This window comes from Bacillus thuringiensis (genome assembly GCF_022095615.2).
GTDB classification, from domain to species: domain Bacteria; phylum Bacillota; class Bacilli; order Bacillales; family Bacillaceae_G; genus Bacillus_A; species Bacillus_A cereus_AG.
Map to the genome: position 1 here is coordinate 3,983,543 of NZ_CP155559.1, position 19,841 is coordinate 4,003,383.

Sequence of the window (19,841 nt, forward strand, 5' to 3'; positions counted from 1 at the left end):
GACGCAAAAAAGACCCCTATCATTCTTACGCCCATATAAAAAGGTTACGCGAATAAAAGGAAGCCTTATTTATAACATAGTTTGTGAAAAGCTTTTCAGGTCAAGATTTTTTCATTCTTATTATTTTCCCTTTATAATAAGGGAAAGAGGTGATACATATGGCCAATATAAAACAAATTGCCAAAACCGCTGGTGTATCCATATCAACTGTTTCCCGCGTCCTTAATAATCACCCTTACGTAAAAGAAGAAAAACGTAAGCGTGTTCTAGATGCTGTTGAAGAATTGAACTATGCAAAAAATATAAATGCTATTCATTTAATAAAGGGAAAAACATATACAATTGGGGTTATGCTCCCTTTTATTAACCTTCCATACTTCAGTACCATTATTGAAGGAATCGGAAACGAAGCGTTAGCAGCTGGATATCACATAAATTTATGTCAAACAAATTACGATAGCATTGAAGAAATTCGTGTTCTTGAAATGATGAAAATGAAACAATTTGACGGGATGATTATTTGCTCTCGAACAAGTTCATGGGAACAAATTGAACCTTTCGCAAAATTTGCCCCTATTATTTCATGTGAAAAAATGAAACATCCTCTCATTTCATCCGTCTACGTAGATCACTATGAAGGCTTCCGTCTCGGCACTGCATATTTACTAGATAAGGGCCATGAAAAAATCGGAATCTGTTTAGCAAGAAAAACGAGCGCAAATTCTATAGAGCGCGAAAAGGCATTTGCTGATACACTTCGTAACGAAGGCAAAACTTTACATCCCGAATGGATTTTTCATCAATGCTATACAATGCAGGATGGTGCCCAAATACTCCATCGTATTTTAAACATGGAAAATCGTCCAACCGCTATTTTCACGGCGAATGATCAAGTTGCAGCTGGTTTATTAACTGAGGCAAGAAAACACGGCATTCGCGTCCCTGAAGATCTTGCTATTTTAGGATTCGATAACCATGAAATTTCAAAAGCACTAGAAATTACTACTATTGAACATCCTGGTCTTACGATGGGATCTCGCACTTTTTCTTTATTCCATAATCAAATACAAAGTGAGGAAATTAATGGCAGCGCAGAAGAACTGTCCTTCCATTTAATTGAACGAAAAACAATCTAAAAAGAGCGTTACCTATAGCGCTCTTTTTCAGCTCATCAACTATTGACTTTGTATTTCCCCTCGCATATAATGAACCTAACGAACGGTAGGTAGGGGATGAAAATGACAGCAAACCGCATTAAAGCTGTAGCACTTTCTCATTTCGCACGCTACGGCTATGAAGGAACTTCATTAGCAAATATTGCTCAAGAAGTTGGGATTAAAAAACCATCAATTTACGCACACTTTAAAGGAAAAGAAGAGCTATATTTTATATGCTTAGAATCCGCTCTTCAAAAAGATTTGCAGAGCTTCACAGGCGATATCGAAAAATTTTCAAATTCGTCTACTGAAAAATTGCTCTTACAGTTACTAAAGGGCTATGCGAAACGATTTGGTGAAAGTGAAGAATCAATGTTTTGGTTACGAACTTCTTATTTTCCGCCTGATGCATTTCGCGAACAAATTATTAATAAAGCAAATGTGCACATTGAAAACGTCGGAAAACTTTTATTCCCTGTATTTAAAAGAGCAAGCGAACAAGATGAGCTGCATAACATTGAAGTAAAAGATGCCTTAGAGGCTTTTCTATGCTTACTTGACGGTCTTATGGTTGAACTACTATACGCAGGTTTAAATCGTTTTGAGACACGTTTAGACGCTTCTTGGAAAGTATTTTGGCGCGGACTTTCAAACTGACGGATTGCTCCTTTGCAATGCGTCGTTTTTAAGCCCTTTACCTAACGACTGGTAGGAAGGAGAAATGACATATGGCATGGATTTATGTAATCATAGCTGGTATTATTGAAATCTTTTGGGTCATTGGACTAAAACACGCGGAGGCACCACTTGAATGGGCTGGTGTTGCATTATTAATTACAATTAGTTTCGTTTTATTATTTAAAGCTTATAAAGATTTACCTGTCGGCACTGTATATGCAGTCTTTACAGGAATTGGAGCTGGTGGGATCGTTCTGACAGAGATTTTCATCTTCGGAGAACCTTTCTCTATTATAAAAGTTTTATTAATCGGTTTAATCTTCTTCGGAGTAATTGGGCTAAAGCGAGTAACAGAAGAAAAAGAAGCGAAGGAGGCCGCATAAAATGGCTTGGGTATTTTTAATTCTAGCTGGTATTTGTGAAATTATTGGTGTACTCTTTATGAAAGTAGCCACTGAAAAGAAAGGCTGGGCACCAAAAGTTATTTTAATCGCTAACTTCGGCGTAAGCTTCTTCTTCTTATCTCTTGCGATGGACACATTACCGATGGGAACTGCTTACGCGATTTGGACTGGAATCGGAACTGCCGGTAGTGCACTTCTAGGCATTCTAATTTTCCGCGAATCAGCGGATTGGCGTCGCCTTGCCTTCTTAAGTTGCATTCTATGCGGCGCTGTTGGCTTAAAATTATTAAGCTAACGTGAGGTGAATGTCATGTGGAAAGAAAAAGGAAAACAAATGTTAGCATGGATTACACTTAGTATCGTCATTCTATTACAAATAAGTTTTCATATAATAGAATGGTTGTTTCATAAAGTATTATCCATTTTTACATTCCTTCCTAACATGACACTTGAAATTATATCAATTGTTTGGTCCATTATTGCCTCCATTGCAATCGTCATTATATGGAGTATCGCCAAGCTATGGAATAAGTTATTTAAAAAGGACAGTACTTCTGAAAAAGAGTAACTGTCCTTTTTTACATTCATTCAGACTTTCTGTAGAAGTTTGATATGATAAGACAAAGAAGACCAACTATAACAATACTTATACCAATTCCTTTATACAAATTAGGAAACGGTGATGGTATATCTGAATAGAAATTTGCTAATATGAGACCGATTGAAGATAAAAGTACCCCTATTCTATATAACCATTTTCTTTTGTTCATCATTCTCCCCCTAAAATTTTTCATACACTTCTTTCTTTTGGACATACTACCTAAAAAAGGAGTGAATTCTATGCAAAATTCTATACATAAGCAAATCTTATTTTTATTTTTCCTCTTTCTTATTCTCGTTATCGTTTTCAGCTTTATATTACATACTCCAAAAGATGTTGTACCGAATAGCCTCTCTGTTTATAAACTCTTACTTTCCTATTGTCGTTATTGAATAAGGTGCCTTATACAAGGCACCTTTTAAAATTCTCTCTTCTCATACAATTTCACTGAAACGAAGATAGATACTATGAACATGCATATTGAGCTAACGAATAACACGCTGTTATATAGTTGAATTTGTTCCATGCTGATTTCAAAGAACATGGCACCAATTGCTGTCGGTGCTATTAGTATGAACAGCGTAATAAAAGAAGCTTTTTTATAGCCAAACCAAAACAATATCGGTAAAACAAAACTTAAATATATAAAAACAAAGCCAGTACTCGTAACTAATGTTGTCGTAATAAATTCAAATACCCCGCCTGCAAACCGAGTAATCCCTACAGGACTAGACACTATCATACTTATAATAAAAACAATAAGTGCCGTTATATATTTAGCTACTACAATTTCTTTTTTTGCTAGCGGTAAACTATTTAACATTACTTCACTATCATATTTTTTATCATCATTAAATGTTTTTAAAATTGCTATAACTGGAATTATAGCTGACATAATTACGTAAAAGCTTTTAATATCTGTTAATGTCATATACAAGAAAAGAGGGTATATTAAGCACCATATTAAATACTTCCATTGCATGATAAAGTCTTTTATTATAAGCTGCTTCACAATCGCTCCCTCCTTATAAATCACGCTCATTGTACAAATGGATTGAGAAAAATATAGACATAACATATAAAAGCAGCAGCCCTGCTATAAAACAAACATTTACGACTAGACTCGTGCTCCAAACATTTTCTACATCTAACCAGACGTTACTTACAATCAGTCCACTTAAATACCCCAACGCAAGTCCGGCGAACGGAGCAATTTGTTTTGCACTGCTATATCCTACTGAGAATTCAATCGGAAGTACAATTATGCTACAAACAAACCCACCTGTTATACCTCCGAGAATTTCTCCCCACAGCATAAATCCAGTCATATGCCCATCTTGTAGCTGTATTAAACCGACCACTAGTGAGAAACATCCACCTAGAGCAACTAAAATACTTACAAATATGTATTTTCCTATGACAATATCTTTACGGTCAAACGGTAAACTATTTACTATCATTTCACTTTTATTTTTCCCCTCATAACTCATTGACAGTATCATGCCAAGAGCAGGTACAAACATGCTAAACGTCATCAAAAAACTATCACTACGAAAATCAACAATGAGCAGGAACAAGAAACATATAAGATAAACAAACCCTAACTTTCTTTGCATCATCATATCTTTTAAAACTAATTGCTTGATCATATATTACACCTCCTAATATGAAAATGTTCCTTCTATAACTCTGCCTCCTGAAACATTTTCATTGAGAGAATCATTGATATGAATATACTTACTAACACTCCAGTTCCAAGAACACCCATTGCTAGTGTAGCCTCTTGAGAGTGGAGTACTTTTAACATAATTGTTTTATCACCAAAAATATTGCACATAAGACCAATCATACCCATTAAAGGAAAAAGCATAATCAAATTCAAGACAGTAATAGCTTTATATCCCCCAATGTAATTAGTCGGTATCGTTACTACACAATAAATCGAAGTTGCTACTATCGCTGAAAAAACTGCATATCCAGGCATAACTATATCCCTGTCCAATAAAATATTTCCTAATATTACGACTATAAAAGTTACACTCAAACCAACCATAATAAATAATGTGCTTGAAATATATTTAGCTATAATTATCTCTTTTCTCGTTATAGGCAAACTCACTAATACTTTTTCTGCTTTACTTTTCTCGTCATAATAAAAAGAAATATATATAATCGTACTACATGTTATAAATAATGCTATTGCAATCCCCATTGGTTCAACGGAATTCTTAAAAATAGATAAAATGGGTATTAAAAAATAGAAAGGAAACATCTTCTTCTGTAAGAAAAACTCCTTCAAAATCAACTGTTGCATATGAATTCTCCTCTCTACAAATCACGCGTTTCATAAATTTTTATTGTAAGAAGCATAGAAGCAATGTAAATACTAACTAATGTAATGAATCCAACTATAAATACACCGATATGCATAGGATTCATAATCCACTCTAGGAATGAAGTTGTTGTTTCATCCAATCCATCTCCTAAGAATATCCAAGCAATTCCTCCAACTACCATTGATGCTCCTGACACTATACTTCGTGCTATCTTTGACCTTGTAACATAATAACTAGGAAAGAATGTTACAACAAAAAATACGGCGTAAACAGCTCCGTTTATTACTTCATACCATGGAATTTCTATGTATAGATTCGGATGATATGCACCGATATCACCAATAACCACAATGCCTCTTACAAGAAAAACAACTAACATCGTAGAGAGTATCCCACCAACAATAAATATTGCACAGGAAATATATCTAGCAATTATGATATCCTTTCGGCTTACCGGTAAACTATTTATAATAATGTCACTGTTATTCCTTTCATCCATAAAGGTTAACGTCATAACGGAAGAAAGGGTTATAAATAGACAACTCATCGAAAATAACAATTCACCACTTGGATCTAACATAAATAATACAAGAGGCATAATTAGATTCACTAACCACGTTACCCGAAAAAAGAACAAATCTTTATATATGAGCTGACGCATAGGCACCTCTCCCTTTCGCAGTGTAAACGATGATATCATCTAATGTAGGCTTTTCTATTACAACTTCATTTCCAAACCAATCGATAATTGCTTGTTTACCCTTCGCTAAACCTTCGAAACCAAATTTATTTTTTCGTAATCCAACAAATAATTCTTTTCCTTCTCGATCTAATAAATCGTTACTCCCTTTTACGATTACGTAGTTCCCCATTAATTCATCTTTCTCACCAGTAAATATAATTTCTCCATCGTTGATGAACGTAATATAATCCGCGATGCGCTCTAAGTCTGTTGTAATGTGCGTTGAGAATAATACAGATACTTCATCTTCCATTACAATTTCTTGCAACATATCAAGCAATTCACTTCGAACAACCGGATCTAGTCCTGCTGTCGGTTCATCCATAATGATAAACTCTGCGTGATGTGAAAGTGCGATGGCAATCGCAAATTTCATTTTCATTCCTTTTGATAGTTCTTTAATTTTTTTATACTTCGGAACTTGTAATCTGTGCATATACGATTGATACTGCTCTTCGTCCCATTTTTTATATAACGGTGCGATAATACGCTTCATTTGCTCACACGTTAAATCTTCGTAATAATGATTTTCATCATATACAAAGCCGATATTTTGTTTTATTTCCTTCTCGGCTTTCTTATTGTCCTTTCCAAAAATTTTTATATCACCACTCTCTTTTCTAATTAAATTCATAATCATTTTGATTGTCGTACTTTTCCCGGCCCCATTCGGTCCGACAAATCCCATAATATATCCTCGTGGCAGCGTAAAACTTATATTTTTTACTGCGAAATCTTGATAACTTTTACAAACGTTTTTTAGCTCTAACATTCCTTATTCCCCCTCATATAAACACGCAATCATCTGTTGTAATTCTTCAAGTGAAAGGTGCAACACTTTACTTTCTTTTACGATTTCTTCAGCTTTACTTTCCAATAGACGTAACCGCTGTTCTTTTAATATTTCATTATTTTTACGGGAAACATAAGTCCCCTTCCCAGCAACAGTTTCTATATATCCTTCTTTTTCAAGCTCCTCGTACGCACGCTTCGTTGTAATTACACTAATTTGTAATTCCTTCGCTAAGCTACGAATAGACGGTAATTGATCTCCACCCTTTAAACCACCATTTAAAATAAGCTGGCTTAATTGTTTTCTTATTTGCACATAAATAGGGTCTTGGGAAGAATTCGAAATAATAATATTCATGTTTTCCTCCAGTGTGTGTATATACTGTGTATACCTTATATATACAGTATATACACAATAACCTATTTTTGGCAAGAAAAAAAGACCAACATTTTCCTGTTGGTCTTTCGTATATGTATCACTTTTCAAAGCGATCTAACATCTCATCTCTCATTCCGAAACTCACTACCGCAATTCCTACATACATAAACAGAAGGAACGCAGGATGAACTGTGTTGTACCAAGTGCTATCAACAATTAAATAAATCGTTAATGCGACAACAAGAACAAACGCTAAGATAAACATATAAAAGTGTCTTGTGCTACCCATAATAAACTCCTCTCTTCTCACTTCACCATTCAACAGTATATTTTATCGAATAATTCGATATGACTCAAGGTTAACTTTCTGTTATGTAATCAAGTTCCACCTTTACAATGTCCTCACATGCTATTGAAATGATCGTTCCTTGCTTATCAATTGCCGTCACTTCTCTATTATCCATTACACGATGCGCTACTCTTTCTAGTACTTTTCCTTGGTCTCGATAACAAAATTCTTTTACATCTTTAATCGTTTTTCCGTTTTCTAAATGGTATATCATTCTATAACACCGATATCCCACATTTCCACCCCCATCTTGCTCGTTTTTTCACATATACATAAAAATGAGTTATGCCTATCTCATTACATCTTCTTAATTTCAATAAAATTCTAACAAAAATAAATACTTTTATCAAACCGACTTTTTCAACAAAATCACCTATAAAACCGCTTCTTTACACCATTATGAAACAAAAAATATAAAATTTTAACATTTTCTTCACTACTTCTGCATAAAGTGAAACTTTAATCAACGGAAGTTTTACTACCTGGAAAATAAAGGGGTACATTCTCCATAAAAAAAGAACCCGCACATAGCGAGTTCTTCCTTTGTTATTCTAATCAAACTTGTACAGGAGCTAGCTTTTCATAACGTAAAACTGGTTTACGAGCAGCCAATGTTTCATCCAAACGTTTAATTACCGTTGTGTGTGGTGCTTCTTGTACAACTTCTGGATTTTCTTCTACTTCTTTAGCAATTTGAATCATCTTATCAATGAAACCGTCTAATGTTTCTTTTGATTCTGTTTCTGTCGGCTCAATCATAATACATTCTTCCACATTTAATGGGAAGTAAATTGTTGGTGGATGGTAACCGAAATCAAGCAGACGTTTTGCAATATCTAGTGTACGTACACCCAGTTTCTTTTGACGACGACCTGATAATACAAATTCATGCTTACAATGTCTATCGAACGGAAGATCATAGAATGGAGCCAATCTTCTCATCATATAGTTCGCATTTAATACTGCATACTCCGTTACTGCACGTAGTCCATCTGGACCCATAGAACGAATATATGTGTACGCACGAACGTTAATTCCGAAGTTACCATAGAATGGTTTTACGCGCCCAATTGCTTCTGGACGATCATAGTTAAAGCGATAACCATCTTCTGTTTTCTCTAAAATTGGTTTTGGTAAGTACGGAATTAAATCAGCTTTCACACCTACTGGACCAGAACCTGGGCCACCGCCGCCATGAGGACCTGTAAATGTTTTATGAAGGTTTAAATGCACCACGTCAAATCCCATATCTCCTGGGCGCGCTTGGCTTAATACTGCATTTAAGTTTGCACCATCATAGTATAATTTACCGCCTGCGTTATGGACGATTTCTGCCATTTCTAAAATATTTTCTTCGAATAGGCCTAATGTATTTGGATTTGTTAACATAAGTGCTGCTGTTTCTTCGTTTACAACACGTTTTAAATCTTCTAAATCAACAAGACCATTTTCATTTGATTTTACTGTAATTGTTTCAAAACCAGCTACAGTTGCAGATGCTGGATTCGTTCCGTGAGCAGAGTCAGGAACAATTACTTTCGTACGGTTAAAGTCACCATTTGCTTCATGGTATGCACGAATTAACATTAAGCCTGTCCATTCTCCGTGTGCACCAGCTGCTGGTTGTAATGTAACAGTATCCATACCTGTAATTTCGATTAAATGCTCTTGTAAGTCGTACATTAATTCCATTGCACCTTGTACTGTCTTTTCATCTTGAAGTGGATGAATATTTGCAAATCCTGCGAAACGAGCTACACTCTCATTAATTTTCGGATTATATTTCATCGTACAAGATCCAAGTGGATAGAATCCAGAATCAACGCCGTGGTTACGGTTTGAAAGTGCTGTATAGTGGCGCATAATGTCAAGTTCAGATACTTCTGGTAGCTCTGCATCTTCTACTCGAATATAATCGCTCTCGAACACATCTTCTAGTTTCACTTCTTCTACATCTAATTTGGGTAAGCTATATCCTACGCGTCCTTCTTTAGTCACTTCAAAAATAAGTGCTTGGTCTTGGTTCTTCATTGGATAGCCCCCATTTCATTTACAAGTGTGTCAATTTCCTCTTTTGTACGAAGCTCAGTTACTGCTAGAAGCATATGGTTTTCATGCTCTTTATAATCACGGCCTAGATCGTAACCGCCGATAATATTCTTTTGTAATAATGCATCGTTTACTTCTTTCACTGGACGCTTGCAATCTACAACAAACTCATTGAAGAATGGTCCAGCAAATGTAACTGTGAAGCCTTTCGCTTCAAATTGGCGTTTTGCATATTGTGCTTTAGAAATGTTTTGACGCGCCATTTCTTTCACACCTTGTTTACCAAGTGCCGTCATTGCAACAGAAGCTGCTAATGCATTTAACGCTTGGTTTGAACAAATGTTAGACGTCGCTTTATCACGGCGAATATGCTGTTCACGTGCTTGTAACGTTAACACAAAACCACGTTTACCATCTGAATCTACAGTTTGTCCAACAAGACGTCCTGGAATTTTACGCATAAATGCTTTCGTTGTTGCAAAGTAACCACAGTGTGGTCCACCAAACTGCGTTGGGATACCAAATGGTTGTGCATCACCGATTACAATATCCGCACCGAATTTTCCTGGTGGTGTTAATGCGCCTAATGATAATGGATTTGAAGAAACGATAAATAATGATTTTTGTTGATGAACGATTTTTTCAATATCAGCTAATTTTTCAACTTGTCCGAAGAAGTTTGGATATTGAACAATTACACAAGCAACTGTATCATCTACTTCACTTTGTAATACGTCTAAATCTGTTACACCATCTTTATGATTAATTTCAACAACTTCTAGATGTTGACCTTTTGCATATGTTTCAAGTACTGCTCTTGATTCCGGGTGCACTGCACTAGATACAAGGATTTTCTTTTTACGAGTATGGCCAGCTGCTAGCATTGCCGCTTCAGCTAAAGCTGTACCTCCGTCGTACATAGAAGAGTTTGCTACATCCATTCCTGTTAATTCACAAATCATTGTTTGGAATTCAAAGATTGCTTGTAATTCCCCTTGTGAAATTTCTGGTTGGTATGGCGTGTAAGCTGTATAAAATTCTGAGCGAGAGATAACGTGATCTACAATTACTGGAGCGTAATGATCGTATACGCCTGCTCCTAAGAAAGAAGCATATTCTTTTAAGTTAGCATTTTTGCTAGCCATTTGAGTTAACTCTTTTAAAAGCTCTGGCTCTGATTTTGCTTCTTTAATTTTTAAATCCCCTTTAAAACGAACACTCTCTGGAATATCAGAGAATAACTCATCGATCGTTTGAACGCCGATCGTTTGTAACATTTCTTTTTTGTCTTCTTCTGTCATTGGAAGATAACGATGCAACATGAAATCTACCCCTCTCCCCGTTACTTTGAACGTTTATAAAATGGTGTTGGAACAACTACTGCTTTGACGCGTTTATTACGAATTTCAATTTCTACTTCTGTATCAACTGCTGCGTATTTTACATCAATTAGTGCTAAACCAATGCTTTTCTTTAACGTTGGAGATTGTGTACCACTCGTTACTTCCCCGATTTTTTCTTCCCCAATAAATACAGGGTAATGCGTACGAGGAATTCCACGTTCGATTACTTCGATGCCGACTAACTTACGAGACGCACCGTTTTCTTTTTGCTCTTTTAACGTTTCTTTTCCAAAGAAGTCTGCTTCTTTATTTGGTTTTACCGCAAAGCCAATTCCAGCTTCAATCGGTGTAATATCTTTTGATAATTCTTGACCATAAAGTGGTAATGTTGCTTCGAAGCGAAGTGTATCACGAGCACCTAAACCACATGCTTTTAAGCCTTCTTCAGCTCCAACTTCAAGAAGTTTCTCCCAAAGCTTTGCAGCATCTTCACTCTTACAGTAAATTTCAAATCCATCTTCACCTGTGTAACCTGTACGAGATACAAGTGCTGGGATTCCATCTACAAGAATATCGTTTTTAAATTTAAAGAACTTAATTTCTTTCAAATCTTCTGACACAACTTTTTGTAAAATGCCTTCTGCTTTTGGTCCTTGAATTGCAAGCTGTGCAACTTCACTAGAAACATTGACTACTTTCGCATCGCCAATTACATGGCTAGCTAACCATTCGTAATCTTTCTCGATATTTGATGCATTGATTACTAATAAATAGTCTTCTTCACCACGTTTGTAGATTAATAAATCATCTACTGTACCACCATTTTCGTAGCACATAGCTGTATATTGTGCGCCTCCTACCTTTAAGGTAGAAACGTCATTTGTAACAACACGTTGTAAAAATGCTAAACTATCTACACCTTTTACCTCAACTTCCCCCATATGAGACACATCGAACAAACCTGCCGCTGTACGTACAGCTTCATGTTCTTCTTTAATGCTTGAAAATTGAACTGGTAATTCCCAACCACCGAAGTCGATTGTTTTCCCACCATACTTCGCGTATACATCAAATAACGGTGTACGTTGTAATGTAATCATGCTCTCTCCCCCTTATGCTTTGACAAATCAATAAAAGTTGCTCGCCATATCTAAACATTTTCACTCTGAAAAGATAGGATATACGGAATCTCATTATATTTTTTTATGAAAGCGTAAATAAAAAATCACTTTCTTGGATAAAATACGAAAGATTCCACACATTTCACACCATTATCCTAACATTATTCGCTATATTTCATCAATATTCTAGCATAAAAAATAATTTAGAATTTTTTATTCTTAATCTAATTAAATACAACTTTCAAAATTTAGCCCTTTATCTTTGCCTATTCTTTAACTTTTAGTATGTGTAATAACGCTTTATTACAAGGCTTATATAAAAAGATTTTTTCATAATTACTTTAGTTTATAAAAGGTGGGAGAGTCGTAATGAATGTCGATATTTCCGTAGATCGGACATGGCAACACAATTTTTTAAATAGAATTGACGAAGATGGCCCTTGGACAAACTGGGATTTATATCATTTAGCTTATAAAACAGAAAAATCTTTACTTGTTCCTACTTTCGATGGATTACAAGCACCGAAACATTTATCCCATTTCACACCACTTCCTCATCAATTAGAAGTCGCTCAAAATGTCATTGAACAAATGAATGGTAAAGCGATACTAGCAGATGAAGTGGGACTTGGGAAAACAATTGAAGCTGGACTTATTTTAAAAGAATATATGGTCCGCGGCCTTGTGAAAAAAGTACTTATACTCGTCCCGGCCTCTCTCGTATCACAATGGGCATACGAACTAAATACAAAGTTTTTCATTCCAGCTGTAGCTCAAAAGAAAAGCTACTCGTGGGAACAAGCCGATGTGATTGTATCATCAATTGATACTGCGAAACGTTCACCGCATCGTGATATCGTTTTGAACTTAGAATATGACCTTATTATTATCGATGAAGCACATAAACTTAAAAATAATAAAACAAAAAACTATGAATTTGCACAGCGATTAAAAAAGAAATTTTGCTTATTATTGACTGCTACTCCTGTTCAAAATAAGATTGATGAAATTTTCAACCTCGTTTCTTTATTAAAACCAGGACATCTAGGCAATCAATCCAACTTTGAAGAATATTACGCTTCAAAAAATCGTTCAGCCGAATCTGATGAAGATTTAAAAGCTCTTATTAACAAAGTTATGGTCCGAAATCGACGTCATAACACTGGAATTGATTGGCCAAAGAGACATGTACGTACAATTTTTGTTGAGTTTAATGAAGAAGAGCAAGCTCTATATAATGATATTGAAAATTGGCGAGGACAAGATGCCTTCACATCTGCTTTCTCATCGTTAACTTTAAAACGGGAAGCATGTAGTAGTCGTGAGGCGGTTTACTATTCATTAAAAAAACATGTAGAAAAAAGACAGAAGGAAAATGAGCATTACATAAAAGACCCGCATATTGATGTGCTAATGGACAAAATTAATCATATTCCTTTTAACTCAAAAGCAAATAAAGCTCTCGAGCTTATAAAAGAAATTGATGATAAAGTCATCATCTTCACAGAATACCGAGCTTCGCAAATGTACTTACAATGGTTTTTACAACAACATGGTATTTCTTCCGTACCATTCCGCGGTGGATTTAAACGTGGGAAGAAAGATTGGATGAAGGAACTTTTCCAAAACCGTGCTCAAGTGTTAATCGCAACGGAAGCTGGCGGTGAAGGAATTAACTTACAGTTTTGTAGCCATATGATCAATTACGATTTGCCATGGAACCCAATGCGCCTTGAGCAAAGAATCGGACGTATTCACCGTCTTGGTCAAAAGAATGATGTTCATATTTATAACTTAGCTACAAAGCATACTGTTGAAGAACATATTTTGAAACTGTTATATGAAAAAATCAACTTATTTGAGCGTGTTATCGGTGAGCTAGATGAAATTTTAACGAGAATTAATATGAAAAACATCGAAGCGCATATTCAAGAAATATTTGTGCAGTCAAAAAGCGAGGGCGAAATCCGAATTAAGATGGAAAACTTAACATCTATTATCGACTTCGCGAAACGAAATGAAGCTGAGGTGCAAGGCTATGCAGCAACATGAAATTCATAATTACTTATACAATTTTTTCGAGGCGAATAACTGTGAAATTTTAAACCGTTCCCCTCATCTATTAGATGTGCAGTTAACAATTGAGATGGATAAATTATTAATGAATCGCCCTTTTTATTGGCACTATCTTGAGAAAACAGGAGGCGTACCGAATCCGATGCGCCTTACTCTTCATACAAATCCAGAAAGTGAAGAAAACGATGGTGAGCTTATTCACTACGGTTCACCACGTCTTCATCAAATTTTCCAAACAACAAAAGAATTAGGATCTTACATACGTTTATATGAGGAAGTACGGCATAGCGGGGCAACACATACACCACTCCATCCATGGCTCGGTGTAAATATAAAGGTTTCCTATCAGTGTGATCGAAAAAAAGACATCCTTCACTCCATTGGGATTCATCTCATTTCTGGTACAATGATTGCAAACTTTCATGAAACATTAGCTAACATTAAACTTACGCCGAAAATACCTGACTTTTGTTTTACCCTCTCGCCTATCATTAAACCGCAAAGCGGTTTACAGCGTATAGAGGATGCTTTAAAAAATATTATTGCAGAAGATGACCATACGTGGGCAAAAGAAGCAAGAGTGCGCTGGAATCACGATTTAGACCTTTTAAATCGTTTTTATGAAGAAAGTGATGAACTTCCCGAAAGCTATGAAATTGAAAAACAAGCACTGCAAGAACAATATGAACCACGCATTACAGTGCAAATTATTAACGGCGGACTCTTTTATGTTACGGCGAATCATTTTCTATCTTAAAAAGCCCCTTCTTTTTTAGAAGGAGCTTTTTTGAGTTATCCTCTATCGCCATTACGCTCTTGTTGTTTTTGCTTTGCCATACGTTTTTGATACGCACGATCCTTTGCACTCACATGATTTGCATCAGTTGGAAGATTTTCTTTTGAACGGCCAATTCCATTGCTCATCTATTTCACTCCTTTTATATCTTTCAAAATACATCCTTATTTTCAGCTAGAGGCACCATCCTTATGCAAAAAAAAATAAGAGCAGCCATTGGCTACTCTTACTCACTCACATATTTTTGAAACATATCATGGATGCCTTTATTTACGAGGTTCGAGATCTGCTCGTCAGATTTATTCGGATAACGATCACGCAATCTGATAGATGCCTTCACCATTAAATTTTCTAATACAGAACGGCCACCTTCTCCATAAATAATTTCAGCATACTTAACAAGCCTTCCATCCTCTACTGTTGCTGGATTATGATTGAAGAAAAATTTACTCATTGTCTCCACCTCTCTCTTTTGATAACGTTTACATTTATATAGATTATTTATGTTATTTATTTCACAATATTGTATGCATGTATATTTAATTAGTTTCATTATAAAGCAACATATCGATAGTAAATATGTGATTTTCCGTCCATTTTGTGAACAAACAAAAAAATGAAAGCGTTTCCTTTATTATATACTAAAAAAACTTACTACGCTAGGGGCAATTTTTTCAATCTACTAATCCCTCAAAAAATGATATATTTTTTCTTTTCCCATCAAACCTTATACAATTTTCAGAAATTATATTATAAAATATATGTATGACTTAAGGAGGATTTATATGAATCAAAATAAAAAAGCTATATTAGATCTTGTCTTTTATCTTGTAATCCCATTCCTCATTTGGAAATTTGCAAAACCTTATATCGATCCTTATTACGCGATGTTACTTTCCTCTGTTCCAGGGATTATTTATACACTGTATATGTTTAAAAGGGAAAAACAGTTTAACGTGACAGGGTTCTTTATTTTAATTACACTCATCGCTAATACGACGGTAGATTTATTATCTGGATCAGCTGAACGAATGTTGTGGAACGATGCATACTATCACATCGTACTCGGCATTATCGTCATATGTACAATTTTTATAAAAAAACCACTTATGTTATATTTCGCAGCAGATATCGCAGCACTACAAGGTCATGACCGTGATAAAAGTCGTGAACTGTATCGTGATAGTCGTATCTATCCAGCACTACAATATTTAACGCTATTTTTCGGGCTACAATTCATATTAAAAAGCTTCTTAAAAATTTATTTCATCTCTGTTTTCGGTGTAGATGGCTATGGTGAAATGAGAGCAATTATGACCGCTGTTGGATGGGGCATTTCTATTTGTATCGGAATTGGATTTGTCTGGGTGAACAATAAAATACATGCTGTTACAGAAGAAAAAGAATCCGTACAGTAAATGAAAATCCCCTAGTAGTATGATACTAGGGGATTTTCATTTACTAGACATATTACGAAATCGTTAACTTGATTTTTTTCTTTTATCTTTTACGTTTCGATAAAACAAAGCAGCACTTAGCGGCATCACACCAAACCACTTATTCATAAATGGCTCTTTTTCAGCACGGCGTTGTTCTTTCTTTTGTTTACGATCTTCTTTTGGAGCATCCATATACGACACAAACTGCTGTGTCACAAAGCGAACATAATCATTAGTAGACATATTATCATCACCTCTACTTGATTAGTATGTCCACTTTTTTATTCATTAATCTTTTCTTTTAATTCATTCATGATTTGCTTTACCGATTTATTCGTCGTATCAATATGAATATGAGCCTCTTCATAATGAGCTCGGCGCGATTCAAATTTTGCCACAAATGCCACTATATCTTTTTTCTGAAATAGTGGACGTGTCGTATCTTCACGAAGCCTTTCTGCAATTACATGTGGATCACAATATAAATACACGACAGTTCCATTTTCCTTCATCCACTTTCGGTTTTCCTCTCGTTCAATGATGCCACCACCAGTTGTAATAATTACATTATGAACAGGCAGTGAGCGTAACATTTCACTTTCATATTCCCGAAAAACAATTTCGCCTTCTTCGGCAAACATATCACGAATTGCCTTCTCCTGCTTCTCTTCAATTTTTTGATCGGTATCTACAACATCCATATGAAGTTCTTTACTTAACGCTTTTCCAATTGTTGTTTTCCCTGCTCCCATATAACCGGTTATGTATATAGATTTCATGTTCGTTCCTCTCAATCATCCGTTATTATTTGTTATTATAACGAAAGATTACATTATTGAATAAAAAAACGTCTTGTTCTCCTTATGCAATGAAGAACAAAACGTCACATACACGCTTTTACTTATAAGTACCTCTTCTCACCCACTGCGTTGCAATCCATTTCTCGCCTTTCGTTACAGGTGCCCCTCCGTGTAACGTAAGCTCATTTAATGATTGGTCTTGATAAAAATACTCAAAGTATACTGCCATTCCCTTTCTAGGGTTCACAGAAAGATTTAATTTCGGGAAGAACGTTTCTCCGCCTTCTTCTACATCATTTAAGTACATGACAAGCGTACTAATACGATTATTAGCAGCTGATCTACTATGTTCCGCAAAATAATCATAATGCGCTTTATATTGTTGATCCACTTCATAATTTAAAATGTGTAATCCTTCACCATGCGACGCAGGAACATTCATGATAGATGAAATTCGTTTTTCAATCTTTGTAGTAAGTTCATTATCGTCTAAAAATGCACCCTTACTCGTTCGAATATCATTTACATCACGTGATGAACCAACTTTTGAACGCGCTAACTTACTTTTAGACAATTCAATCAATTCATCGCATTCTTCATCACTTAATACATTTCCTAACACGACAATAAGAGGTTCTTCGAATTTTGAAATAATTTGTATTTCTCTATCTTCTATCATAATTGCATTTCCTTTATGATCAAAAATAGTTTGTTCCTTATTTTCACCTATTTGATTGTTATTTGTCATTTCCCTATTCTCCCTAAAAAAATATGTTTGGATAGCTTGAATATATCATATTCTTTCTACCTTTCTCTTTTTTGAGAAAATTTAAACTTTCAATTGTTTTATTTATCCTTTTCCTATAAAAAAATAACTTATTTTAAAATAAGAAATTATGGTTTTCATCCGTATATTTCACATGCTATCCTTCTATCCAATCGAATATTTTTTCATCCTTTTTTCTATATCGAAAACTAACCTTATAAAAAACTTCTTGTTTTATTTTGCACTGCAACGAAACGAGTATAGCATCGTTTTCAAAGACATAATTTCCACTTGCTTCGCCCTTTTCATATTGAAAGAAAAAAGTATCTTCCTTTTCTTTTTGCTGTAAGTCTTTTTTTATATTTGTAATAGATCGATTTAGTAGTTCCTCCAGTACAAACTTTTGCTCTATTTCAATATAAAATTTTTTATCTATAAGCAACATATTCGTTTCGTATACAAAGAACGAAGTTAATAATACAAGAAAAATGATTGTTCCTGGCATCGTAAATCCATCTTGTTTTCTCATTTATTTATTTCCATTGCGCTATACCTGACAGCTACACCTTCATATATTTTCCCACTCATATCTTTCATATTTATAAAGAGCAAATGAGGTGTTACTTCATACGAAACCATTGCAACATTTTGTAATATAACTTCTCTTCCGCGCATATTCACTTTTCTTATAAGATGATTATTCAATTTTTCATACGTCACTTCATCTCCAGTGCGAAGACGGAAGCGCAAAAGATTATCTTTATTTTCAGGGACTATTTTTTCTACAAAAGATACTTCACGAAACTCTAACTGTACTTGTCCTATAAACACATCCCATTCCCAATTATTTAATCCTTTTGATTGATTGTTTTCTATTCCAATAAAATTCAAACGTGGTAAAAGTAAAAAGAACAGCGATAACAGAAAAAAACATACGATCATTTCTATTAATGTAAACCCAACTTCTAATTTATTTTTTCTCCTGCATAAAAGCATTGTTCCATCATTCTTCCTTTCACATCTTTCCACATCGCACAAACTTCATTTCCTCCCCAATATGTGTAATATACATTTCCGTCCACGTCTTTTTCTTGCTGTTGTTTCGCCCCATTCTCATACATATATAAAGCTGCTTCTCTTTTTAATAATACAAATGCTTTATAACGAATTTGTATGTTTTTTCGTTCTTGCATAATCAATACTGTTTGCGGAAGTAGTAAAGATGCTGCCATCATTACTATACTTAATGCTACAAGCATCTCAGCCATCACTGATCCTTTTTGACATTTCACGATACGTAAATCTCCCTCTTCCAAGCTGAAATACAATCTCATATTTATAACTTCGATACGAAAGTAAAATAGTGCCACCTCTATTAATATTTCCACTCGGATTATATGTCATCGGATTTGGAAAAGTATTCAAATCAATTTGTATATCGCCATCATATTCTCTTTTAATGATAAAACGATTCGTACCTGACTCCCCTATATAATACATATTTCGCTCTTTATACCATCGTAGTGTATAGTGTTTTTGACGGTTTATCGCTAATTGTTGCATATACAAAATATCATTTGAAAACTGTCTCAAAAATTGTTCGATTTTTTGTTTTTCATATAATGAATGTACGTTATAATACGTGACCATACTTAGGACAGAAATTGCAAATAGAACGAGTAGCATTTCTAAAAGAGTAAATCCTTTTTGTTTCACAGTTTCCCACTTGTTACTGTGCCATCATTTGAAATATGAATGGACTCACCATTCGGACACTTGTCAGCTGTAATATATTTTTCATCCCTTAGCTCTTTTAGCGAGGGGATTTTATTATGTTGTAATTGGTATACCTGTATTTGAGCTTCTATAGATTTCACATAGGCTTTACATCCTGTTCCTTCGACGGATGAACGCTGTGTAACTACATTCGGAATAATTAGTAGTAATAATACAGTTATGACGACCATAACTAATAACATTTCTAAAAGGGTAAATCCTTCCTCATTCTGCATG

The 19,841-nt window shown here is 34.9% G+C and carries 30 protein-coding genes and 1 pseudogene; 9 read left to right on the top strand and 22 right to left on the bottom strand.

Annotated features, from left to right (window positions below; translation table 11 throughout):
* The first annotated feature begins 158 nt into the window (after positions 1-158).
* The 5 genes from KZZ19_RS20580 to KZZ19_RS20600 all read left to right on the top strand — a co-directional run bounded on the left by KZZ19_RS20580 (position 159) and on the right by KZZ19_RS20600 (position 2,807).
* Complete coding sequence (locus tag KZZ19_RS20580; protein WP_237979479.1) at positions 159-1,136, top strand: LacI family DNA-binding transcriptional regulator; 978 nt, start codon at positions 159-161, stop codon at positions 1,134-1,136.
* Between the two features lie 96 nt (positions 1,137-1,232).
* Complete coding sequence (locus KZZ19_RS20585) at positions 1,233-1,814, top strand: TetR/AcrR family transcriptional regulator (RefSeq protein ID WP_140392549.1); 582 nt, start codon at positions 1,233-1,235, stop codon at positions 1,812-1,814.
* 71 nt (positions 1,815-1,885) lie between these two features.
* Entirely contained in the window at positions 1,886-2,218 is a 333-nt protein-coding gene (locus KZZ19_RS20590; protein WP_237979480.1) for a DMT family transporter, read from the top strand.
* Position 2,219: 1 nt separating this feature from the next.
* The gene (locus KZZ19_RS20595) at positions 2,220-2,534 is read left to right on the top strand and encodes a DMT family transporter (protein ID WP_000312621.1); all 315 of its coding nucleotides are present in this window, start codon (positions 2,220-2,222) and stop codon (positions 2,532-2,534) included.
* A 15-nt stretch (positions 2,535-2,549) separates the two neighbouring features.
* Positions 2,550-2,807 (top strand): DUF3975 family protein, encoded by a 258-nt coding sequence (locus KZZ19_RS20600; protein ID WP_237979481.1) that lies wholly within the window; start codon positions 2,550-2,552, stop codon positions 2,805-2,807.
* Positions 2,808-2,823: 16 nt separating this feature from the next.
* Here KZZ19_RS20600 and KZZ19_RS20605 read toward each other — a convergent pair whose 3' ends face one another.
* The 12 genes from KZZ19_RS20605 to gcvT form a co-directional block, all read right to left on the bottom strand.
* Positions 2,824-3,009, bottom strand: coding sequence for a hypothetical protein (locus KZZ19_RS20605; protein ID WP_237979482.1), 186 nt, complete (start codon positions 3,007-3,009; stop codon positions 2,824-2,826).
* Between the two features lie 249 nt (positions 3,010-3,258).
* A complete protein-coding gene (locus KZZ19_RS20610) occupies positions 3,259-3,852 on the bottom strand; it encodes an ABC-2 transporter permease (protein WP_098341802.1) in 594 nt (197 codons plus the stop codon).
* A 13-nt stretch (positions 3,853-3,865) separates the two neighbouring features.
* A complete protein-coding gene (locus tag KZZ19_RS20615; RefSeq protein ID WP_088097732.1) occupies positions 3,866-4,489 on the bottom strand; it encodes an ABC-2 transporter permease in 624 nt (207 codons plus the stop codon).
* A 32-nt stretch (positions 4,490-4,521) separates the two neighbouring features.
* Complete coding sequence (locus tag KZZ19_RS20620) at positions 4,522-5,154, bottom strand: ABC-2 transporter permease (protein ID WP_237979483.1); 633 nt, start codon at positions 5,152-5,154, stop codon at positions 4,522-4,524.
* A gap of 14 nt (positions 5,155-5,168) precedes the next feature.
* Positions 5,169-5,837: an ABC-2 transporter permease gene (locus KZZ19_RS20625; protein WP_237979484.1), complete on the bottom strand. Its 669-nt coding sequence runs from the start codon at positions 5,835-5,837 to the stop codon at positions 5,169-5,171.
* On the bottom strand, positions 5,818-6,690 hold the full coding sequence (locus KZZ19_RS20630; protein WP_237979485.1) for an ABC transporter ATP-binding protein: 873 nt from the start codon (positions 6,688-6,690) through the stop codon (positions 5,818-5,820). Before KZZ19_RS20630 ends, KZZ19_RS20625 begins: the two co-directional genes overlap by 20 nt.
* A gap of 3 nt (positions 6,691-6,693) precedes the next feature.
* Positions 6,694-7,068 carry a GntR family transcriptional regulator gene (locus KZZ19_RS20635; protein WP_070144842.1) on the bottom strand — a complete coding sequence of 125 codons (375 nt, stop codon included), beginning with the start codon at positions 7,066-7,068 and terminating at the stop codon, positions 6,694-6,696.
* A gap of 118 nt (positions 7,069-7,186) precedes the next feature.
* A complete protein-coding gene (locus KZZ19_RS20640; protein ID WP_000535935.1) occupies positions 7,187-7,378 on the bottom strand; it encodes a hypothetical protein in 192 nt (63 codons plus the stop codon).
* Positions 7,379-7,448: 70 nt separating this feature from the next.
* Complete coding sequence (locus tag KZZ19_RS20645; protein WP_000639160.1) at positions 7,449-7,652, bottom strand: DUF3929 family protein; 204 nt, start codon at positions 7,650-7,652, stop codon at positions 7,449-7,451.
* A gap of 341 nt (positions 7,653-7,993) precedes the next feature.
* Entirely contained in the window at positions 7,994-9,469 is a 1,476-nt protein-coding gene (gene gcvPB / locus KZZ19_RS20650) for an aminomethyl-transferring glycine dehydrogenase subunit 2 (RefSeq protein WP_088097736.1), read from the bottom strand.
* Positions 9,466-10,809: an aminomethyl-transferring glycine dehydrogenase subunit 1 gene (gcvPA, locus tag KZZ19_RS20655; RefSeq protein ID WP_098341799.1), complete on the bottom strand. Its 1,344-nt coding sequence runs from the start codon at positions 10,807-10,809 to the stop codon at positions 9,466-9,468. The genes gcvPB and gcvPA overlap by 4 nt, the downstream gene beginning before the upstream one ends.
* A 20-nt stretch (positions 10,810-10,829) precedes the next feature.
* Positions 10,830-11,930 (bottom strand): glycine cleavage system aminomethyltransferase GcvT, encoded by a 1,101-nt coding sequence (gcvT, locus tag KZZ19_RS20660; protein ID WP_002122489.1) that lies wholly within the window; start codon positions 11,928-11,930, stop codon positions 10,830-10,832.
* A gap of 390 nt (positions 11,931-12,320) precedes the next feature.
* Between gcvT and KZZ19_RS20665 the strand changes: the two genes are divergently transcribed.
* Together KZZ19_RS20665 and KZZ19_RS20670 are read left to right on the top strand one after the other, a co-directional pair.
* Positions 12,321-14,003 carry a DEAD/DEAH box helicase gene (locus KZZ19_RS20665; RefSeq protein WP_237979486.1) on the top strand — a complete coding sequence of 561 codons (1,683 nt, stop codon included), beginning with the start codon at positions 12,321-12,323 and terminating at the stop codon, positions 14,001-14,003.
* Complete coding sequence (locus KZZ19_RS20670) at positions 13,990-14,784, top strand: YqhG family protein (protein WP_237979487.1); 795 nt, start codon at positions 13,990-13,992, stop codon at positions 14,782-14,784. The genes KZZ19_RS20665 and KZZ19_RS20670 overlap by 14 nt, the downstream gene beginning before the upstream one ends.
* A gap of 35 nt (positions 14,785-14,819) precedes the next feature.
* Here the strand turns inward: KZZ19_RS20670 and KZZ19_RS20675 are convergent, their stop codons facing one another.
* The gene (locus tag KZZ19_RS20675) at positions 14,820-14,951 is read right to left on the bottom strand and encodes a hypothetical protein (protein ID WP_000064669.1); all 132 of its coding nucleotides are present in this window, start codon (positions 14,949-14,951) and stop codon (positions 14,820-14,822) included.
* A gap of 98 nt (positions 14,952-15,049) precedes the next feature.
* Positions 15,050-15,277 carry a hypothetical protein gene (locus KZZ19_RS20680; protein WP_000032702.1) on the bottom strand — a complete coding sequence of 76 codons (228 nt, stop codon included), beginning with the start codon at positions 15,275-15,277 and terminating at the stop codon, positions 15,050-15,052.
* Positions 15,278-15,350: 73 nt separating this feature from the next.
* Between KZZ19_RS20680 and KZZ19_RS20685 the strand changes: the two are divergent.
* Together KZZ19_RS20685 and KZZ19_RS20690 are read left to right on the top strand one after the other, a co-directional pair.
* Positions 15,351-15,468, top strand: a pseudogene (locus KZZ19_RS20685) (GTP pyrophosphokinase).
* Between the two features lie 140 nt (positions 15,469-15,608).
* Positions 15,609-16,241: a VC0807 family protein gene (locus KZZ19_RS20690; protein WP_088097740.1), complete on the top strand. Its 633-nt coding sequence runs from the start codon at positions 15,609-15,611 to the stop codon at positions 16,239-16,241.
* A 63-nt stretch (positions 16,242-16,304) separates the two neighbouring features.
* On the opposite strand, the gene KZZ19_RS20695 is transcribed toward KZZ19_RS20690, so the two are convergent.
* The 8 genes from KZZ19_RS20695 to comGC form a co-directional block, all read right to left on the bottom strand.
* Positions 16,305-16,505: a YqzE family protein gene (locus KZZ19_RS20695; RefSeq protein ID WP_000106080.1), complete on the bottom strand. Its 201-nt coding sequence runs from the start codon at positions 16,503-16,505 to the stop codon at positions 16,305-16,307.
* A 38-nt stretch (positions 16,506-16,543) separates the two neighbouring features.
* On the bottom strand, positions 16,544-17,041 hold the full coding sequence (locus KZZ19_RS20700) for a shikimate kinase (RefSeq protein WP_237979488.1): 498 nt from the start codon (positions 17,039-17,041) through the stop codon (positions 16,544-16,546).
* 118 nt (positions 17,042-17,159) lie between these two features.
* Positions 17,160-17,810, bottom strand: coding sequence for a 2OG-Fe(II) oxygenase (locus KZZ19_RS20705; protein WP_088097742.1), 651 nt, complete (start codon positions 17,808-17,810; stop codon positions 17,160-17,162).
* Between the two features lie 175 nt (positions 17,811-17,985).
* Positions 17,986-18,357, bottom strand: a complete 372-nt coding sequence (comGG, locus tag KZZ19_RS20710) for a competence type IV pilus minor pilin ComGG (protein WP_088097743.1) — start codon at positions 18,355-18,357, stop codon at positions 17,986-17,988.
* Positions 18,354-18,824: a competence type IV pilus minor pilin ComGF gene (comGF, locus tag KZZ19_RS20715; protein ID WP_237979594.1), complete on the bottom strand. Its 471-nt coding sequence runs from the start codon at positions 18,822-18,824 to the stop codon at positions 18,354-18,356. Before comGF ends, comGG begins: the two co-directional genes overlap by 4 nt.
* Positions 18,794-19,096, bottom strand: a complete 303-nt coding sequence (locus KZZ19_RS20720) for a type II secretion system protein (RefSeq protein ID WP_237979595.1) — start codon at positions 19,094-19,096, stop codon at positions 18,794-18,796. The genes comGF and KZZ19_RS20720 overlap by 31 nt, the downstream gene beginning before the upstream one ends.
* Complete coding sequence (comGD, locus tag KZZ19_RS20725) at positions 19,089-19,544, bottom strand: competence type IV pilus minor pilin ComGD (RefSeq protein ID WP_088097744.1); 456 nt, start codon at positions 19,542-19,544, stop codon at positions 19,089-19,091. The genes KZZ19_RS20720 and comGD overlap by 8 nt, the downstream gene beginning before the upstream one ends.
* Positions 19,541-19,840, bottom strand: coding sequence for a comG operon protein ComGC (gene comGC, locus KZZ19_RS20730; RefSeq protein ID WP_088097745.1), 300 nt, complete (start codon positions 19,838-19,840; stop codon positions 19,541-19,543). Before comGC ends, comGD begins: the two co-directional genes overlap by 4 nt.
* Position 19,841: the final 1 nt, after the last annotated feature.

Bases quoted from the DNA above. Each gene is read 5' to 3' on its own strand.
- KZZ19_RS20590 (WP_237979480.1), top strand. From the start codon at position 1,886: ATGGCATGGATTTATGTAATCATAGCTGGTATTATTGAAATCTTTTGG.
- KZZ19_RS20585 (WP_140392549.1), top strand. From the start codon at position 1,233: ATGAAAATGACAGCAAACCGCATTAAAGCTGTAGCACTTTCTCATTTC.
- KZZ19_RS20595 (WP_000312621.1), top strand. From the start codon at position 2,220: ATGGCTTGGGTATTTTTAATTCTAGCTGGTATTTGTGAAATTATTGGT.
- KZZ19_RS20670 (WP_237979487.1), top strand. From the start codon at position 13,990: ATGCAGCAACATGAAATTCATAATTACTTATACAATTTTTTCGAGGCG.
- KZZ19_RS20615 (WP_088097732.1), bottom strand. From the start codon at position 4,489: ATGATCAAGCAATTAGTTTTAAAAGATATGATGATGCAAAGAAAGTTA.
- KZZ19_RS20705 (WP_088097742.1), bottom strand. From the start codon at position 17,810: ATGACAAATAACAATCAAATAGGTGAAAATAAGGAACAAACTATTTTT.
- KZZ19_RS20700 (WP_237979488.1), bottom strand. From the start codon at position 17,041: ATGAAATCTATATACATAACCGGTTATATGGGAGCAGGGAAAACAACA.
- KZZ19_RS20675 (WP_000064669.1), bottom strand. From the start codon at position 14,951: ATGAGCAATGGAATTGGCCGTTCAAAAGAAAATCTTCCAACTGATGCA.
- KZZ19_RS20690 (WP_088097740.1), top strand. From the start codon at position 15,609: ATGAATCAAAATAAAAAAGCTATATTAGATCTTGTCTTTTATCTTGTA.
- comGC (WP_088097745.1), bottom strand. From the start codon at position 19,840: ATGCAGAATGAGGAAGGATTTACCCTTTTAGAAATGTTATTAGTTATG.
- KZZ19_RS20665 (WP_237979486.1), top strand. From the start codon at position 12,321: ATGAATGTCGATATTTCCGTAGATCGGACATGGCAACACAATTTTTTA.
- comGG (WP_088097743.1), bottom strand. From the start codon at position 18,357: ATGAGAAAACAAGATGGATTTACGATGCCAGGAACAATCATTTTTCTT.
- KZZ19_RS20600 (WP_237979481.1), top strand. From the start codon at position 2,550: ATGTGGAAAGAAAAAGGAAAACAAATGTTAGCATGGATTACACTTAGT.
- comGF (WP_237979594.1), bottom strand. From the start codon at position 18,824: ATGCTTTTATGCAGGAGAAAAAATAAATTAGAAGTTGGGTTTACATTA.
- KZZ19_RS20620 (WP_237979483.1), bottom strand. From the start codon at position 5,154: ATGCAACAGTTGATTTTGAAGGAGTTTTTCTTACAGAAGAAGATGTTT.
- KZZ19_RS20605 (WP_237979482.1), bottom strand. From the start codon at position 3,009: ATGAACAAAAGAAAATGGTTATATAGAATAGGGGTACTTTTATCTTCA.
- KZZ19_RS20640 (WP_000535935.1), bottom strand. From the start codon at position 7,378: ATGGGTAGCACAAGACACTTTTATATGTTTATCTTAGCGTTTGTTCTT.
- gcvPA (WP_098341799.1), bottom strand. From the start codon at position 10,809: ATGTTGCATCGTTATCTTCCAATGACAGAAGAAGACAAAAAAGAAATG.
- KZZ19_RS20635 (WP_070144842.1), bottom strand. From the start codon at position 7,068: ATGAATATTATTATTTCGAATTCTTCCCAAGACCCTATTTATGTGCAA.
- KZZ19_RS20580 (WP_237979479.1), top strand. From the start codon at position 159: ATGGCCAATATAAAACAAATTGCCAAAACCGCTGGTGTATCCATATCA.
- KZZ19_RS20695 (WP_000106080.1), bottom strand. From the start codon at position 16,505: ATGTCTACTAATGATTATGTTCGCTTTGTGACACAGCAGTTTGTGTCG.
- gcvT (WP_002122489.1), bottom strand. From the start codon at position 11,930: ATGATTACATTACAACGTACACCGTTATTTGATGTATACGCGAAGTAT.
- KZZ19_RS20630 (WP_237979485.1), bottom strand. From the start codon at position 6,690: ATGTTAGAGCTAAAAAACGTTTGTAAAAGTTATCAAGATTTCGCAGTA.
- KZZ19_RS20680 (WP_000032702.1), bottom strand. From the start codon at position 15,277: ATGAGTAAATTTTTCTTCAATCATAATCCAGCAACAGTAGAGGATGGA.
- KZZ19_RS20645 (WP_000639160.1), bottom strand. From the start codon at position 7,652: ATGATATACCATTTAGAAAACGGAAAAACGATTAAAGATGTAAAAGAA.
- KZZ19_RS20720 (WP_237979595.1), bottom strand. From the start codon at position 19,096: ATGGCTGAGATGCTTGTAGCATTAAGTATAGTAATGATGGCAGCATCT.
- KZZ19_RS20625 (WP_237979484.1), bottom strand. From the start codon at position 5,837: ATGCGTCAGCTCATATATAAAGATTTGTTCTTTTTTCGGGTAACGTGG.
- gcvPB (WP_088097736.1), bottom strand. From the start codon at position 9,469: ATGAAGAACCAAGACCAAGCACTTATTTTTGAAGTGACTAAAGAAGGA.